This is a genomic window from Duganella aquatilis (assembly GCF_009674565.1).
Lineage (GTDB): Bacteria > Pseudomonadota > Gammaproteobacteria > Burkholderiales > Burkholderiaceae_D > Rugamonas > Rugamonas aquatilis.
In genome coordinates this window covers 157,452-174,632 of record NZ_WKJL01000001.1, presented here as the reverse complement: position 1 = coordinate 174,632, position 17,181 = coordinate 157,452, and the positions used below count along the sequence as shown (strand labels likewise).

Here is a 17,181-nt window from a genome sequence, read left to right as displayed (position 1 = left end):
GTTCATCTATCCTTAGAAAGTACCGCTGAAAACTTGGGTGGTGTAGCTGATGGCGGCAGTCCCGGTCTTGCTGAAGGTCACTGGCACCGTCAGCGACGCGCCAGCCGCCAGGCTGCTGGTGTTGGCGGTGATGTACGGTACACCGCTGCGGTTGCCGCTGGCGTTGACCAGGGTCACACCGGCAGGCAGGCCGCCCAACGACAGCTGCAACGGGCCGCTCAGCGCCGCACCGCTGGTGTTGGTGATGGTCAGCGTGCCGGTCCATTGGTTGCTGGCGCGGGCAAACACCAGGCCCGAAGCGACTGCCTTGACGCTGGCGGTGACGTCGGTGTTCGGCGCCGCCAGATTCAGGCTGATCACCACCGGATCGTGGTCGGATGCGCGGTATGGCGCGCTGGTGAACTTGTCCTCCGGCTTGCCGTCGGTGTTGTAGTCGACCACCGGCGGTTCGTCGGCGTTGTTATGCCATTCCGCCGCGCCCACCACTTGCGCACTCAGCGCGGCGCTGGCCAGTGCGTGGTCCAGATAGCCCGATTCGCCGTTGAAGACGAACGAGTACGGCATGCCACCGCTGCCGCGCACGAAGCGCTCCAGCTGGTTGACGAAGCCGGTCGCAGTGATGGCGGCGATCGGATCTTCCATGCCGTAGGAGTTGAAGTCGCCGATCAGCAGCACTTTAGCGTCGCCGGCGGCGGCCACTACTTGCGGCACGAAGGCATTCATCAGGCGATTGGCCTGCTGGATGCGGGTGGCGTTCCAGCAGCTCTGGCTGTCGTTCTGGTCAGCGTCAGCGCCGGTGCCGCTCGGGCAGCTACCCTTCGACTTCAGGTGGTTGACCACCAGCGTGAACTTGGCGCCATTGTTGGCACGGAAGGTCTGCGCCATCGGTGGGCGGTTGTTGATGGCGTCGGCGTCGGACAGCGCGCCGCCGACCGGGGTCAGCGCCGATGGTTTGTAAATCATCGCCACGCGGATCGCGTCGGTGCCGGTGGCGGCCGGCTTCGGCACCACCGCGTAGGTCTTGATGCCGGTGCCGGGCGAAATCGCTTCGTTGAGCGAATCGACCAGCTTGGTCACGGTGTAGTCGCCACTGTTCTGGATTTCCATCAGACCAAACACGTCGGCGTTAATGGCTTTGAGTTCGCCGACAATCTTGGTGTTCTGGCGGACGTACTCATTCAGGTTGTCGGCGCCACGGCAGTTGGACTTGGCGGTGCTGCTGCCCAGTGTGCAGCCAACGTTGGAGTTGCCTTCGACATCGGTGCCGTTGGTGAAGGTGGTGAAGTAGTTCAGCACGTTGGCGCTGGCGACTTTGACGTTGCCGGCTGCCAGCACTGGCGGGTCGGTGCGCGGGTTATCCTGCGAGAACACCGGGGCTTCAGTCGGCTGCAGCTTGAATGCTGCGCCGCCACCGCCCTTGGCGCCAAAGTCGACCACACCGGTCAGGCCGGAGACGGTGTCGCCGGCGCGTAGCGAGCCATCTTCGCCCAGGTATGGGATCACGGTAGGCGTGACGAAGATGCCGTCGTCCAGAATGATCTGGTTGAGCTGATTGGCGGCGGCCTGGGCAATCGCTTCCGGAGTGCGCGGACGATAACGGTTTGAGGCGATCTCCAGACGGCCCGAAGACAGCGTGACTTCGCCACGGTCGCCGAGGTATTCCAGCTGCGACACGGTCAGCGGATTAGTGAAGCGCACCAGCATGCCTTCCACCTGGCCCAGGTTGGCGTACGGCAGCTGGATGTTGGTCGGCGTGATGCTGATGCCGCTGGCCAGCTTGACGATCGCGGTCACGTTCTGCATCTCGGTGTACGAACGGGTGGCGGCGCTTGGCGTGTATTCAATGATCGAGCCGCTGATGCGGATCTTGTCGCCCACCTGCACCGTGCCGATGTTGGCGGCGGTGGTGAAGATGAACAGGCCGTCCGAGGTCAGCGGGTTGCCGTCACCGTCCGGATCCTGAATGAAGAAGCCGGAGCCGACTTTGGCGGTGACCACACCTTCGGTGGTCTGCACGGTATTGGCGTACGGGCTGGTATTGCCTGGACCCTGGATTTGCGGAATCGTGTGGCTGATCGCAGCTGGCGCGGCGACGCTGACACTGATCGCGCAAGTCGCGTCTTGCGATTGGTCGTTGGCGAACTTGATGGTGACAGGATAGCTGCCGGCCTGTACGCTGGCGGCGATGCTGAGACGGGCGGTGGCGGTGCCGCCGGCGCCCGTGGCGGCCAGGAAGTTGATCAGGCTGATGCCAGGCACAGCCGCCGAGGTGATCACCGCGCTGTTGACCGTGCCATCAGCGTCGGTGGCGCTGATGTCGGCGCCGCCATTGATGCCGAAGGCCAGCGACAGGTTGGCCGGGCAAGTCGCGACGATCGGCGGTTGCTGCGGCACGCCGCAGGCGTTCAGCGGACTGGCGCTGTTGCGTGGCGCCGGTGCGCCAGTGGTGAAATCGTTGCCGTTGTTGTCGGTGTCGGCGCAACCGCCGTTGGCGCGCAGCGCGGCGGTGGTGTTGCTCAAACCAGGACCGACCGAGCCTTCAAAATAGCCGGCGCTGCCGAAACCCAGCAGGTCGGCAAACGTGCCGACGGCAGGCGCGGCCCCGGACAGCGCGTTGCCGTTGGCGACCAGCGCCACTTTGCCGGTGGTGCCGCTCAGCGCCAGAGTGCCCGACGCGTCCGGCGTTGGCAGGTCTACGGTGCCGCCGGTGCCAGCGCTCTCTTGCACGAGGAAATACTGGCCCGGCTGCAGCACGGTCTTGCCGCTCAGTTTAGTCACCTGCCAGCTGGTGCCCGCAGCGCTGGCATATTGAACGCTCCAGCCGCTGATGTCGACAGCGGCATCGCTGCGGTTAAACAGTTCGATAAAGTCGTTCTTGATGGTGGCGCCGGAATTGCCGCCGCCGCCGTAGACCTGGGAGATCACCACCGGCGAGGCCGCCAGCGCGGGCGCCGAGAAGGCAGCCGCCAGGGCGGCGGCCAGGATCGTATTGGTTTTCATTGTGCTGTCCTGTCGTTAGTAAATTGCTTTCAATATTGCAATTTGCATATTAAGGCATCGCAGTGACGGCTTAATGACAGTGCATTAGTCCGAACGGATCAATCTTTATTTCCAGTTTCGAGGAAGTGATCAAGGCAGCACAGCCCAGCGCCTCCTTGACGCCATCACGCATGCTGCGCTATCTGTTCATTTTCTTGCCGAATTGACCATGTCGAGTCCCCTCCCCCGCTCGGCCAATTAGCCGTGCGTGGTCGCTACTGATCGAACGCCCAGATGTACTTACGAACATGGCGGCGGGAGATTTCGTCTACATGCATAGACATTGGAACAGCTTGGGATAACGCACGCCCCCGAAGAGGGCCGCATATCCCCGGCATCGCGCACCGGTGTACACGCGCCTTACAGATCTGCTGACTCCTGCTCTCAGTCTGACGATGGATGAGTAGGTCCGGACGATTTGCTTGTGACGAGAGCGGAGCCGCCCTCCGACAATAGGCGTGGTAGGATCGTATGGCGGAGTTCGCAATCCGATGGTGCGCATGTTGCCAGCGCAGCTACCCCCCTCTAGCGCTGTAGGCTTGAATATGGGCTTGCCGTGCACTGTGGATATGAGACTTGAAGAGCCGGCCGCGTCGCGAGTGCGCAGCGAAATTCAGGATTGCGGCACGGTACTGCATGTGATCTTCGATGGAGTGGGATTGCGGAAAAAAGAGCGCCCCCACTCCCTGTGAAACACAAAAGGCCGCTCACGGCCAACGCCGATCAAGATCCCATGCATCCACCTAAACCAAAACACCGCCCCTAACACCGCAAGGAATATCGGTGGACAATTATGCAGTTGATCGTCAGATTCAACATGTATGCCCATGTATATCCAAAATTGCTTTAGCGCTCAGTGCCATTAATCCTAACGGATTTTGTGCTAAGTCTTGGAGCACTTTTGCAGCTTCATCACTGACTTCAGTCTTCATTAAGTGGGCTGCTGCTGCAAAACGCACCGCGTCAGACGGATGACTCAGCAGCGGCTCTAGGAGAGCCGTAGCAAAGTTCCCCAAGTGCATGATAATTTTCTTGTTTCGCTTTTCAGCCAAATTGGCTGATTTGGAATTTCCATTCTCAATGCATTGCCAATAGCCAACTGCATTCTTGATAAATTCATCTTGTTCTGTGGATACTTCATTCTTCATCATGGTAATTTTCCCTGCATGGCCCGATCAATAACATCGATACCAAACTTAAATTGTTCTTCAAAAGACCTTCCATTCAACCAGTCGCGCACCGTTATATTCGTACCTTGCAGTTTGGACGAATAGTAAGAACTGATCTTGTCATGTGTGGCTGTATCGATTCGGATTAGATTGTTTGTGGAATTGAGTTGTTCCGCAGTAAAACTACTACGATGCGAATACGCTTGGCACTGTTCAACTATATGGTGAATCGCTTCATTGGGCCGATTACCAAGTGCACGCCTTGCCACACCCCAGTTTGGATACCTCACTATTTGCCCCATTTGCTTGGCGATCGTTCGTGCCCCTGCGCTAGTGACGCCCATCGGACCGGGAACATCGGCGCCGGTTACAATGCCAGCAACAATGCTCGTCGTTGCCAGAATAGCAGGCGTATTCTCCGCCACAATCACACATGCTGGGATGAGTGGCCCAACACATAAGCCACTCGGGTCAGCAAAAGCTAATGGGTTCCCCTGCACATAGCCATAAGTGTTATCGCCTCCCTCCAGCCCTATGGGATCGCTCTGCACATAGCGTCCGGTCTGCGGATCATAGTCGCGGAAATAGTTATAGTGCAAGCCTGTCTCGCGATCAAAATACTGTCCAGGGAAGCGCAGATTGGCAACGAAACCGACGCCGCCGGATGGCGCTTCGTTTGGCTGGCTCATGCCAAACGGATCGGTATCGACCCAACTCCATACCACCGCACCCGACACAGCATCGGTGATCACCCGCGGCGCGTTCACCTGGTCGGCATACACATAGTAAACCTGCGATGACATCCCATCCGTTTGCGCCGACTTGAGCAGCGCCACCGGCGTATCGCCCAGCCAGACTGTCTCCGCGATCGTGTTGCCGGCCGCGTCGTACTCGCCGATCAGGTGACCTGCCTCGTCGTACACGAATTCGTTGCCGCCGGTCGCTACGCCAGGGCCGGTCTTGCTGACTCGCTGGCCCCAGCCGTTGTACAGGTAGCTGGTCGTCATGCCGGCCTTCGTCGCACTCTGCAGGCGTCCACGATCGCTGTAAATAAACGTAGTGGTGCCGTCGGCGGTGAGATTGCCGGCATTGTCGATCGTCGTGGTTTTTGCCGGCACCGGCCCCGTGGTGGCGCTCAGTCGGTTACTGCTGGCGTTGATGGTGTTGGTGTAGCTGCTGCCGCCGATCGTCAGGCGGGTTCGATTGCCATTGGCGTCGTAGGCATAGCCTTGGCTCGAGGTGGCATTTATAAAACTGGTCAGCCGCCCCAGCCCGTCGTAGCCGAAGGTTTGGTTATAGCCCGCGGCGTTGGCGCCGCCGCTGTGCGTGTAGCCGGTGATGCGGTTGGCCGCGTCGTAACTGACGGTGCGGACCACGCCCTGCGCCGACAACGCCGGATTGCCCAGCGGGTACGTCACCAACCGGCCATCCAGATCGAACGTTCGCGCATAGGTATTCGGCGCGACATCACTGCTGTTGCCCCATGCCCAGCTTTGCACCGCACCAAATGGCGCGTACTGTATCTGGTCCAGCAACACCGTGCCCCCGCTCGACAGTGCGATCTGGCTGACTTGGCCGACCGCATCGTAGGCGTAGCGTAGCTGTTGTCCGCTCGGGTACGTAACGCTGAGCAGTTGGCCGTTCGCCGCGTACACATAGGCTAGTTGGCGGCTTACCGTGCCAGCCGCGCTGACCGTGGTTTGCACCTTGTTGATCATCCGACCCGCCTGGTCGTAGGCGTAGCTGGTCTGCCCGGATTCGTCCACCACCCTGGTCAGTCGCCCGATTGCATACGGCGCTCCGGCTACGCCGCCGTCATATTCGAACAGGGTCGGCGCACCACTCGGGAAGGTGACGTTGATCACCCGGTTCAACGCGTCATAAGCGTAGGTCGTGAGCTTGCCGCGCCCATCCCTGCTGGACAACAGATTGCCGGCAGCGTCGAACGTCCGGGCAGTGCTCCCACTGTCGGGGCTGGCAAGCGCGGACTGGTTGCCAAGGCCATCGACGGTGTAGGTCGTGGTCAGGTTACGCGGATCGACCACCGTCGCCGGCTGATCCTGGCCATCGTAAGTGAAGTTGGTCGTCGGCCTGGCCGCCCCGCTGGCCGGCGCCGGCATGATCCGCTGCTTGACCCGCAATAGCGGATCGTAGCTCACGTTCGAGACATTGCCCAACGCATCCGTGACTTGGGAGAGATTCCCGATATCGTCATACAGATAGGTATAGGTGGTGTTCTGTGCCGTCTGCGCCACCGCTGGCGTGAGCACCAGGCTGCCTAACATTGGCGTCCAGATCAATGAAACCATCACCGCATGGGTGATGCCATGTGACATCAAGCGCTTCATTGATGGCCTCCGGTTTGTAGTTTGAGCAGTCCCAATGCGCTAAATCCTCTTGACACCTGGCGCGTCAAAAAGCCGGAAGGGTCGGTCACTTTTTCGTTCACCCGGTTACCCATGGCGTCCAGCGTGTAGGCGATGCTATTTCCTAGGCTGTCTTTGATTCCGGTCAGCCGATGGCTGGTGTCGTAGCTGTAACTAATCGCGGCGCCGTTGGGCAGCGTGACGTCGGCAACATTCCCCGAAGTATCGTAACTAAAGGTCGTGGTTGCGCCCCCAATCGTTTGCGAACGAAGCCGTCCGCTCGCGGTGTACGTCAGTTCCGATACCAAGCCGTTGGGATCTTCAATCCGTCCTACGTGACCATTAGCATCGTAATTTGAAAAAACCGTTTTATGCCCGAGCGCATCTGTGATGCTGATAAGATTTTGCTCCGTATCATAGGCATACGTAGTCGTATCGTTTACATCGGTTCTCGGCCCACGCTGCGTAAGCATCTGACCATGGTCGTTGTAGGTATAAGTAAATATTCTGGGCGTTCCCACCACGACTGCGTTAAAACCGAGAGTCCCGCTGGCATCGGAGGTCGCCTGCACGACTTTCTTGAGCAGGTTACCGGCTTGGTCATACGAATTGATTGTCAGACGTCTGGGCTCTGCGATCCTGGTCGCCAGCGGTAGCAGCGGATCCCATTCGGTACTAATGGTACGCGCTGCTGATGTACCCACTGCCTCCGTGCGGCTGGATTCCAAATTGCGGGAAGGATCGTATACGTAGGTGGTACGTGTATTATCAAATGCCTGGACCGCGCTGATATTACCGTTTGCATCATACTCATACCTAGTGAAAACATTGTTGCCGATGGAGTTCACATGCATCACCGATGAAATTTTTTTTACCCCGAGAACTTCGCTGTAGGTGTACGTAGTTGAACCTCCTAAGGGGCCGGTCATCACGACATAATTATCTGAATAGGATGAAATTGTATTTTTTCCTATATTTCCACCAAGATTATTCGAAAGAAGTGCTCCTGTGGAATCATAATTAAATTCTTCTATATTGTTCCCAGAGGGATCCATTATCGAAGTCAGTGCAAATGGCAACTTACCGCCTTGGGTTTTTGCACTTTCATTATATAAGTAATTTTTCTGATTTCCATCAGGATCGGTTACCGACGTTAAATTTCCATCAGCACTATAGGAATATTTGAAGACATCACCCGTCGGCGTCTTCATTGTGCTCATCTTACCATTTTCATCATAAGTGAAATCAATTTGCCTTCCGGATGGATCAACAACACTGATCAGAAAATCTTGATCGGGTGCGATTTCTTTAGGCGTTGCAGTATCGCTGTAAAAGAAACTAGTCGTATCGCCATTGCGTTGAACTGACTTTGAGATTTTGTCATTGCTACCGAAATACTCGGTTGCATCCGTTGACGCGTTATAAACTGTGATGCCATTTCCCTCTGAACCCGCAATAAAATTCAGCCTGTCATTGACATCCTTGCGTGGCAAGAGATCGCTACTCGACCCGAAAGTTAGAATTGGTCCAAAGCCCCTGCGGACGACGAAGTTATTCCCTAGTCCACCATTAGGAATATTGGCGCCCATATAAGGCAAGCAGCTTTTTCCAAATTGCAAACCTACGGTTTTCAGGCACAGGCTGGATGAACTGGATGGGACACTAGCATTCAAATTCACTGCGCCGATATCGTAGTTATGGGTCCAACGCTTCTCATCGCTTCGGTAAGTACGCGTGAACTGAAGGCTTCCACTGGCGTTGCTATAATCGGTTTCAATTTTTTGCGTCAGCCTGCCCGAAATGATCATTGAACCATTGGCGGTCGGCACGGGGTTCTGCTTGTCACATACATCGCAATGCACAACCGGAATATTCCTAAAGCATAAGCCTTGCAAGGCTTGGCTGTTGCCCGCAGTCCAACCTGTTGGACATTCAAGATTCATTCCACCTGCGTAATCGAACGGACCAAAGGTCTTAAACGTCCCATCGGTATTTTTCGTATCATAATAATATATACCCGTCCATACCCATCTAGAAGTGTTACCATGCCAAAAATCACCGGTGTACGCGATCCGACAATTAAAGGCGCCTCCACCTATACAAATTTGCTTCTCCGTCGCCGCTATGGCTTTCTGTACCGTATCATAAGTACCATCCTTCATATCACCGTAAACCACGTTCGCGCCCAAATACTGCGTTACAGCTAGCGTGTCGTGGCAATACAATATCGAAATCGCCAAGGAAAATAACTTTATTGATTTCATTATTCCTCTGTAACCATGCTTTATTACAGTCCATCCGGCTAGATTCGATAGCTTCATTAGCAACTTTCTTTAATAATTGACATCTCTAAAAATTCCACAATGAAACAATACTATCACGCAACATTACTTCAATTATCACCAAATATCACTTTTCAATTGGAATGTTTTGGTTCGCGCCGTATGCCGCGATACGAAGGGTGACAATTGCGCGGCAAGAATAAAGTGGGGCACAGGCTTTTCAGCTGACCACTTACTGTCAATTATCGCAATGGCGGTCATGACTACAGGCGATGAATTCGCTGTGTCAGTGTGAAAGCTGCCTGCGCCGCAGCGTGATTCGGCAAACTTCGCGGACGCCGATGCGCACCTTCCCACAGCCTCAGCCACCGTCAGGTACTCGCCCTTGGCCGCTTCCAGCGTCTTGTAGCTGTGGCCAAAACGCACGATGTCACCGCGCTGGTAATGCTGCGCCTCCTTGATCTGCGCCCGTGCCCATCCCTTCGACACATACACCCGCCATGCCTGTTCCTGCGTCGATAGGTCGCCCCGCTCTTTTTGATCGCTGATGTCAGGTCAAGTGTGAGCTACCGCCGCTCGCTGAAGCTCAATCCAGACAAAACCAACGCCACGGTACATCTCAAGGAAATGGGCGCGACCTAACGCAAAAGCGCTCAGTCGTTCAGGTGACAGGCCGAAAAGTGACTCGGCCCGATTTTTCTGAGCGCCTGCGCCTGCTCCGCGCAACGCGGCAAGCTGGCGCTCGGCATTGCAGCCATCGCGCTCTCGACCCGACGCGCGCGGCGTCAAGGCCGAGCAGGGATCCCAATGGCGGCCTGACGTCCGCCCGAGCTGAGGGCGAATCGCGCACGGCTTGAAGATTTTCGTCCAGTCCCAAGGAGCGCCTCAGTGCGAGGCTGACGGAATGGGCCGTCACGGTCCTGGCACACAACTCACTTATGCGCAAACGCCCGGACTTGGGCGATCGAACGCATGGATCACGAACGGAAATCGTACGTGACGGAAAGCCATTCTCACATCAATTTGATGCAGATAAAAGAAGCCTCGTCCTTTCATGGCACCGGTCTCACCAAACGCGCGATACTAAACACGACTCCCCGCTCCGTCAGCCCAAAAGCATCAAAAATCTGCCAACGGCTTCCACGCCACGAGGTCCATATCATGACCACTCGCCCCCTCACCACCAAGGAACTGCTCACGCCAGGCCGTGTGCTGATTCTGCGCCCACAGCTTCTGCAAAAAGTGCCGCTCAGCGTGCGGACCATCCACGACATGGAAAAGCGCGGAGAGTTTCCGAAGCACTTCACCATCAGTCCGACCAAGGTTGCGTGGGACCTGGCAGAGGTGGATGCCTGGATCGCTGAACGAAAAGCGTCCTCTGGTCAAGCCCGGCGCCCTGGTCACAAGAAAGCCTCATCTTAAGCAACGCGCAAGCCGCGCGTCATGCGCTTGCGGTCCACGCATCGATCATGTCCGCCCACGCCTGCAGCATGCCGCGCCGTTGCTCGGCGTACTCCGCCTTGTTGTAGATCGCCCGCACGTTCTTCTGCTCGTGTGCCAGGCACTTCTCGATCCAGTCCGTGTTGTAGCCGGCCTCATGCAGCAAGGTCGACGCTGTGCGGCGCAAATCATGCGGCGAGAATTCACCCAGAGCACAACCGTTCTTGTTCGCGGTTTCCACCACTTTCACCAGCACACCGTTGAGGCTGACTCCGCTCATCGGCCGGTCGATATCGTATCTGTTCGGCAGTAGGTAGCGCGAGCCGCCGGCGCAGGTCTTAAACGCCACCAGGATGTCCATCGCCTGCCGCGACAAGTAAACGTTGTGGGGATTGCGACGCTTCATCCGTGCGCCCGGAATGGTCCACAGCGCACGCTCAAAATCGATTTCATCCCAGGTCGCATCGGTCAGCTCCGACTTGCGCAACAGCGTCAGCAACAACATCTTGCAGGCCAGCTTGATCGTCGGTGCACTGTTGATGCGTTCGAGGTATTTGTAAAATGATTTGATCTCGTTGGGCGACAAGGCGCGGTCCTTCGGCACGAACGTGGCGATTGAACTGGGCCGCACGCCTTCCGCCGGATTCGGATGGCGCTCGCCGCGCGCCTCCGCGAACCGGTACACCTGCAACACGATTTCGCGGGCATGGACCGCGACGGCCGGCGCGTTCCGGTCAACGATACGGTCGCACAAGACACGCAGTTGCGCTTCCGTGATCTCCGACAGCAGCAGCGGCCCCAGTGTCTTCTCCAAATCCAGCCGGTAGGTATGGCGCCGCATCGCGCGCGTCGACTCCGCCATCCTGTATTTCTCAAGCCAGCGCTCGGCCCACACCGCGAACGTTTCCTGCGCCTTTTTGCGTTGGGCCCGTTCGGTCTTCGTCCGCGCCGGGGACTGGCCGGCGGCGAGGGTCTTGCGCGCTTCGGCAAGCGCCGTGCGCGCCTCGGCCAGCGTCATGCCCCCTATCCCGTACCGCCCCAGCGTCAACGTCTCCTGCCGGCCATTGACGCGGTAATTGAAACGGAACGAGATGCCCCCTGCCGGCGACACCGATACATAGAGGCCATCGCGGTCCGCGACCTTATAGGCCCGCTCGTGGGGCTTCATCGATTTGAGCTTCGCATCTGTCAGCATTTTCACCTCCCGTGGGATACCATCAACAGGATAAAAATAACGATGAATCAAACACTTGCAAGACGTTCACCCAGATTTTAGACAAGCACAAAAGGGGAAAATTCCGCAAAAATACCATCAATGAATTTATGGTTTAGCTGGGTACAGAAATCCTATAAAATTCAATCGCTTAGACCGATTTTGACCATCAGGTATACCAGCACGGACTGATCAATGGCTGATGGTACTCATTTCCAGTCATCATCAACTGCAGTCCGTCGTACCATCATGATGACCATCAAGCCGACTTGCTTGGCATTGCAAGAGCTTGCCAAAAAATATGGCACAAAAAAAGAAAAAGCCCCTGAAAATCAGGGGCTTAGTGTCATTCGTTTGCCAAGCGGCGCCAACCGCTACGGTCTAGAAAATCATTCCCACTCGATGGTCGCAGGTGGTTTACCCGAAATGTCGTAAACGACACGGTTGATACCACGCACTTCGTTAATGATGCGGTTGCTTACCTTGCCCAGCAGCGCGTGCGGCAGGTGTGCCCAGTGGGCGGTCATGAAGTCCTGCGTCTGCACCGCGCGCAGCGCCACCACGTATTCGTAGGTGCGGCCGTCGCCCATCACGCCGACCGACTTCACCGGCAGGAATACGGCAAACGCTTGCGAGGTGGCGTCGTACCAGTTCTTCGGCACGCTGTCCTGATCGAAGCCCGGCACCACGGTCGCTTCGTACGGCGTGTTGCGCAGTTCTTCGATGAAGATGGCGTCGGCCTGGCGCAGCAGGTCGGCGTATTCCTTCTTCACTTCGCCGAGGATACGCACGCCCAGACCCGGACCCGGGAATGGATGACGGTAGACCATGTCATGCGGCAGGCCCAGCGCTACGCCCAGCTTGCGCACTTCGTCCTTGAACAGTTCGCGCAGCGGTTCCAGCAGCGACAGTTTCATGTGTTCCGGCAGGCCGCCCACGTTGTGGTGCGACTTGATGGTCTGGCCCTTCTTGCCCTTGCCGGCCGACTCGATCACGTCCGGGTAGATGGTGCCTTGCGCCAGCCACTTGGCGTTGACCAGCTTGCCCGATTCCTTGTCGAACACTTCGACGAATTCACGGCCGATGATCTTGCGCTTCTGCTCCGGGTCGCTGACGCCTTTCAGGTGGCCCATGAACTGGTCTTCCGCATCGACGCGGATGACTTTGACGCCCAGGTTGTTGGCGAACATGTCCATGACCATCTTGCCTTCGTTCAGGCGCAGCAGGCCGTGGTCGACGAACACGCAGGTCAGCTGGTCGCCGATGGCGCGGTGGATCAGCGCGGCCGCCACCGACGAGTCGACGCCGCCCGACAGGCCCAGGATCACTTCATCGGTGCCGACCTGGGCGCGGATCTTCTCGACCGCTTCCGAGATGTAGTCCGGCATGTTCCAGTCCGATTTGCAGCCGCAGATTTCGTGCACGAAGCGGCTCAGCATGACCTTGCCCTGCACCGTGTGCGTCACTTCCGGGTGCCATTGCACGCCGTAGAAGCTCTTCTCTTCATTGGCCATCGCCGCGATCGGGCACGATGGCGTGTCGCCCATCAGCACGAAGCCTGGCGGCATGTCCAGCACTTTGTCGCCGTGGCTCATCCAGACCTTCTGCATGCCGTGGCCTTCGTCGGTGACGAAGTCGACGATGCCGTCGAGCAGCTTGGTGTGGTTGCGCGCGCGCACTTCGGCGTAACCGAATTCACGCACTTTGCCGTTCTCGACCTTGCCGCCCAACTGGGCCGCCATGGTCTGCATGCCGTAGCAGATGCCCAGCACCGGCACGCCCAGTTCGAACACGGCGTCCGGCGCGCGCGGCGCATCGCCTTCCAGCGTCGAGCTGTGGCTGCCCGACAGGATCACGCCGGCGGCGCCGTAGTTGCGCACGAACTCGTCGCTGACGTCGTACGGGAACACTTCCGAGAACACGCCGGAATCGCGCACGCGGCGGGCGATCAGCTGGGTCACTTGGGAGCCGAAATCGAGAATGAGGATTTTAGAATGCATGGAGTCAACCGATGAAGAGGAGAATAGAAAAACGCCGGCGGTGGACGCCGGCGTTGCAAGGACTATTTAGTCGCCGGAACGGTAGTTCGGCGCTTCCTTGGTGATTTGCACGTCGTGCACATGCGACTCGCGCATGCCGGCCGAGGTGATCTCGACAAACTCGGCTTTGTTGCGCAGTTCATCGATGGTGGCGCAGCCGCAGTAGCCCATCGACTGGCGCACGCCGCCGACCAGCTGGAAGATGATCGCCAGCACCGAGCCTTTGTAAGCCACGCGGCCTTCGATACCTTCCGGCACGAACTTGTCGGCCTTCATGGTGGCGTCCTGGAAGTAGCGGTCGGCCGAACCATCCGACATCGCGCCCAGCGAACCCATGCCGCGATACGACTTGTACGAACGGCCCTGATACAGGATCACTTCGCCTGGCGCCTCTTCGGTACCGGCAAACATCGAACCCATCATCACGGTCGAGGCGCCAGCTGCCAGCGCTTTCGAGATATCGCCCGAGAAGCGGATGCCGCCGTCGGCGATACATGGCACGCCGGTGCCTTCCAGTGCTTCGGCCACGTTGGAGATGGCGGTGATTTGCGGTACGCCGACGCCCGCGACGATACGGGTGGTGCAGATCGAGCCAGGGCCGATGCCGACCTTGACCGCGTCCGCGCCGTATTCGACCAGCGCCTTGGCGGCGGCGGCGGTGGCGATATTGCCGCCGATGACGTCCACGTGCGGGTACTTGGTCTTGATCCACTTCACGCGGTCCAGGATGCCTTGCGAGTGGCCGTGGGCGGTGTCGACCACCAGCACATCGACGCCGGCGGCGACCAGCAGGTCGATACGCTCTTCGTCTTTAGCGCCAACGCCGACCGCGGCGCCGACCAGCAGCTTGCCCTGCGAGTCTTTCGACGCCAACGGGTGCTCGGTGGATTTCTGGATGTCTTTCACGGTAATCAGGCCGCGCAGTTCGAAGGCGTCGTTGACCACCAGCACGCGCTCCAGGCGGTGCTTGTTCATCAGGCGCTTGGCTTCGTCGCGGTCGGCGTCTTCCTTGACCACCACCAGCTTTTCGCGCGGGGTCATCTTGGCGCGCGCTTCGGCGTCCAGTTCCTGTTCGAAACGCAGGTCGCGGTTGGTGATGATGCCGACCACTTCCTTGCCTTCCACGACAGGGAAACCGGAAATGCCATATTGCTCGGTCAGTTTGATGACGTCGCGGATCTTCATGGTTGGCGGGATGGTGATCGGATCACGCAGCACGCCGGCCTCGAAACGCTTGACACGCGCTACTTCACGGGCCTGATCTTTCGGATTCAGGTTCTTGTGAATGATACCGATGCCGCCCTCTTGTGCCATGGCAATCGCCAGGCGTGCCTCGGTGACCGTATCCATTGCTGCCGACAGCAGCGGGATGTTCAGGCTGATATTGCGAGTCAGACGGGTTTTGAGGGACGTATCCGCAGGCAGAACGTTGGAGTACGCTGGGACGAGCAGCACGTCATCGAATGTGAGTGCTTTTTGAAGTAGACGCATAGCATTTCCTATAGGCGCAAAGCGGCATTATACAGGAATCGGGATTAATTGTCTGCAACTTCCACAGACAACGCCGGGCATAGGAGGAATCGCATGCGTGCATCAAGAAATATGTCTGGAAAAGTCTGTGGCGGTCTGCATTTTCGCCCTGATTTCGCCCACGTTTTCGACCTCGCGCAAGCTTCAGCGCCGTAGATCCTGGGCCATTATGCCATGAGCGTAATCGACCGCCACACGCGCCGAGACCGGATCAAAAAAACATCGTCAACGCTGGCATCAGCGTGGCCAGCGTCAACGGCTGCGCCGCTGCGGCCTTGTTCCTGGAACGGGAGGCGTGCACTTCAGCACCAAAGCGGTCGACCACCACATTCCAGCGCGGCCGGCCCAGCGGGTGCGGTAGGTCGCAAACATGAACCGGGCGGCGGCCACGCTGCGTAGCTCTCGGCATTCGGGAGGCCGGCGCCGGCTTCAACTATAAGCATGGATATCATCGTTGTTTTTCTGACGCCCAGTCCAAATAGATCGTGCTTTTTGAATAGCAGTCCTGCACAATTTATTCGATGTAATTTTGATACTTCATTTCTATAACCTGCTCCCGTCTGCTCTCACCGAAAGACAGCTATGAAAATCAAAATGGTTGCCGCTGCAGCAGCAGTTGTACTGAGCGCAGTTACAGCCCAGGCGGTGGCCGCAGGAACGTGGACAGTGACTGCGACAGGCACAATTACGGCAGGTACCGACTACACCGGGGTGTTCGGCACTGCAGGCCTATCGTTAGCCGGACTGACTTACGCGCAATCCATCACGTCTAGCATCGATCCGGCGCTTTGGGGGCGCGAGGAGGTTACCAGCTATTACAACTACGTATTCTCAAATGGTCCCGGATTCACAGACACCGTCACTTTGAATGGTCACACAGTCACATTTACCGCAACCGATACCGACAATGGCCGCCAGTTCATCTCCAACGACGCCAGTCAGGGCGGAGCGCATGGCGGCGCTGACCACGTCACGACCTCTCAGAGCGCCTGGCTTGCAGGCGGAGGCACGCTGGAGGTCTCCAACTTCGTATATAGCTACGACACTGCTTTCGTGCCTACGCTGAATTTCGGCCAGACTATCTTACAAAATACGACTGGCGCATCATTCACAACGAGCGCTTCATTTACTTTGACCGGCACGCAGCACGCTGAGTTTCTCGGCAAAATCGATGTAATCTCTGTCAACGCCGTACCCGAACCCGAGGCCTACGCCATGCTGCTTGCCGGGATGGGCTGGGTAGGCTTCGCTGCTCGCCGGAAGCGCATGCGTTCTTGATTCATCGCCGGCGCCGAGGTGGCGCCGGTTTCGGTGATGAGGGTCATAGTTGGAAGCTGGAAAGGCGTCGTAGCGCTCATGATGCAATACGCGCCGAATGGCGCATGCGCTGGCCAATAATTTCGATCCGATGCCGGTTGTGTTGACACCTACCGCCGATATCCCTCGTTGGAACGGCCGCATCATCGACATCGCCGCCCCCCAATAAGCCATCACTGGTCAATAAAAAAGCCGCCCTCGGGCGGCCTTTCGGAGTGCGCTGGCTTATGCCTTCTTCTGGCGGCGACGGGCAATCGCGCCAACCAGGCCCAGGCCGCCCAGCAGCATGGCGTAGGTTTCCGGTTCTGGCACAGGCAGTGCCGAGACCGCGCCCTGGTAGGTCGTACGATCGGCAGTGGTCAGACCGGTTACGTGGACCGAGTAGGTGCCGGCCGACAGCACGCCGCCCCAGCTCAGCGTCTGCGACGTGGTGGTGCTGGAGCCTGGAGCAAAGCTGTTACCCAGCAATACAGCGCTGAAGTTCGAAATTGCGCCGCCAGTCACGAGGAAGGTCTGGCTGGCCAGGAACGACGCCGTGGAGTCAGCCAACAGGGTGAAAGTCCAGGTGTCATCGATGGTGACGCCGGTGCCGATGCGGGCCGACGACTCACCCCACGAATCGAAACCCGCCGGCGACAAGGTGCCCAGGTCATAAGTGGCGGCAGACGCGGCGAACGAGGAAGCCAACAGGGCGGTTGCGGCGATGAGTTTCAGTTTCATTTGTGTGCTCCGAAGAATTAAGATGGGTTTAAGGAAAACATGATTTAATTGCATCTTAATAATATC

13 protein-coding genes are annotated in these 17,181 nt (G+C 57.9%); 3 read left to right on the top strand and 10 right to left on the bottom strand.

Features of this window, described 5'->3' with window-relative positions:
- Nucleotides 1-12 precede the first annotated feature (12 nt).
- The 5 genes from GJ698_RS00790 to GJ698_RS00770 form a co-directional block, all read right to left on the bottom strand.
- The gene (locus tag GJ698_RS00790; RefSeq protein ID WP_154355691.1) at nucleotides 13-3,000 is read right to left on the bottom strand and encodes an ExeM/NucH family extracellular endonuclease; all 2,988 of its coding nucleotides are present in this window, start codon (nucleotides 2,998-3,000) and stop codon (nucleotides 13-15) included.
- Between the two features lie 851 nt (nucleotides 3,001-3,851).
- A complete protein-coding gene (locus GJ698_RS00785; protein WP_154355690.1) occupies nucleotides 3,852-4,190 on the bottom strand; it encodes a HEAT repeat domain-containing protein in 339 nt (112 codons plus the stop codon).
- Entirely contained in the window at nucleotides 4,187-6,556 is a 2,370-nt protein-coding gene (locus tag GJ698_RS00780; RefSeq protein WP_154355689.1) for an RHS repeat-associated core domain-containing protein, read from the bottom strand. Before GJ698_RS00780 ends, GJ698_RS00785 begins: the two co-directional genes overlap by 4 nt.
- The gene (locus GJ698_RS00775) at nucleotides 6,553-8,838 is read right to left on the bottom strand and encodes an RHS repeat protein (RefSeq protein ID WP_166454766.1); all 2,286 of its coding nucleotides are present in this window, start codon (nucleotides 8,836-8,838) and stop codon (nucleotides 6,553-6,555) included. Before GJ698_RS00775 ends, GJ698_RS00780 begins: the two co-directional genes overlap by 4 nt.
- A gap of 135 nt (nucleotides 8,839-8,973) precedes the next feature.
- On the bottom strand, nucleotides 8,974-9,345 hold the full coding sequence (locus tag GJ698_RS00770) for a hypothetical protein (protein ID WP_154355687.1): 372 nt from the start codon (nucleotides 9,343-9,345) through the stop codon (nucleotides 8,974-8,976).
- A gap of 483 nt (nucleotides 9,346-9,828) precedes the next feature.
- Between GJ698_RS00770 and GJ698_RS30715 the strand changes: the two genes are divergently transcribed.
- Entirely contained in the window at nucleotides 9,829-10,278 is a 450-nt protein-coding gene (locus tag GJ698_RS30715) for a helix-turn-helix transcriptional regulator (RefSeq protein ID WP_229259775.1), read from the top strand.
- Nucleotides 10,279-10,297: 19 nt separating this feature from the next.
- Here the strand turns inward: GJ698_RS30715 and GJ698_RS00760 are convergent, their stop codons facing one another.
- Nucleotides 10,298-11,491: a tyrosine-type recombinase/integrase gene (locus GJ698_RS00760; RefSeq protein ID WP_154355686.1), complete on the bottom strand. Its 1,194-nt coding sequence runs from the start codon at nucleotides 11,489-11,491 to the stop codon at nucleotides 10,298-10,300.
- Between the two features lie 213 nt (nucleotides 11,492-11,704).
- Here GJ698_RS00760 and GJ698_RS00755 point away from each other — a divergent pair, with 213 nt between their 5' ends.
- Nucleotides 11,705-11,944 carry a hypothetical protein gene (locus GJ698_RS00755; protein ID WP_154355685.1) on the top strand — a complete coding sequence of 80 codons (240 nt, stop codon included), beginning with the start codon at nucleotides 11,705-11,707 and terminating at the stop codon, nucleotides 11,942-11,944.
- Here the strand turns inward: GJ698_RS00755 and guaA are convergent.
- The 3 genes from guaA to GJ698_RS00740 form a co-directional block, all read right to left on the bottom strand.
- Nucleotides 11,899-13,509: a glutamine-hydrolyzing GMP synthase gene (guaA, locus tag GJ698_RS00750; protein WP_154355684.1), complete on the bottom strand. Its 1,611-nt coding sequence runs from the start codon at nucleotides 13,507-13,509 to the stop codon at nucleotides 11,899-11,901. The genes GJ698_RS00755 and guaA overlap by 46 nt on opposite strands.
- A gap of 66 nt (nucleotides 13,510-13,575) precedes the next feature.
- Nucleotides 13,576-15,039: an IMP dehydrogenase gene (gene guaB, locus GJ698_RS00745; RefSeq protein ID WP_154355683.1), complete on the bottom strand. Its 1,464-nt coding sequence runs from the start codon at nucleotides 15,037-15,039 to the stop codon at nucleotides 13,576-13,578.
- Nucleotides 15,040-15,289: 250 nt separating this feature from the next.
- A complete protein-coding gene (locus tag GJ698_RS00740) occupies nucleotides 15,290-15,487 on the bottom strand; it encodes a hypothetical protein (protein ID WP_154355682.1) in 198 nt (65 codons plus the stop codon).
- Between the two features lie 173 nt (nucleotides 15,488-15,660).
- On the opposite strand from GJ698_RS00740, the gene GJ698_RS00735 reads away from it, so the two are divergent.
- Entirely contained in the window at nucleotides 15,661-16,356 is a 696-nt protein-coding gene (locus GJ698_RS00735; protein ID WP_154355681.1) for a PEP-CTERM sorting domain-containing protein, read from the top strand.
- A gap of 264 nt (nucleotides 16,357-16,620) precedes the next feature.
- Here the strand turns inward: GJ698_RS00735 and GJ698_RS00730 are convergent, their stop codons facing one another.
- Nucleotides 16,621-17,115: an FxDxF family PEP-CTERM protein gene (locus GJ698_RS00730; protein WP_208023744.1), complete on the bottom strand. Its 495-nt coding sequence runs from the start codon at nucleotides 17,113-17,115 to the stop codon at nucleotides 16,621-16,623.
- Nucleotides 17,116-17,181: the final 66 nt, after the last annotated feature.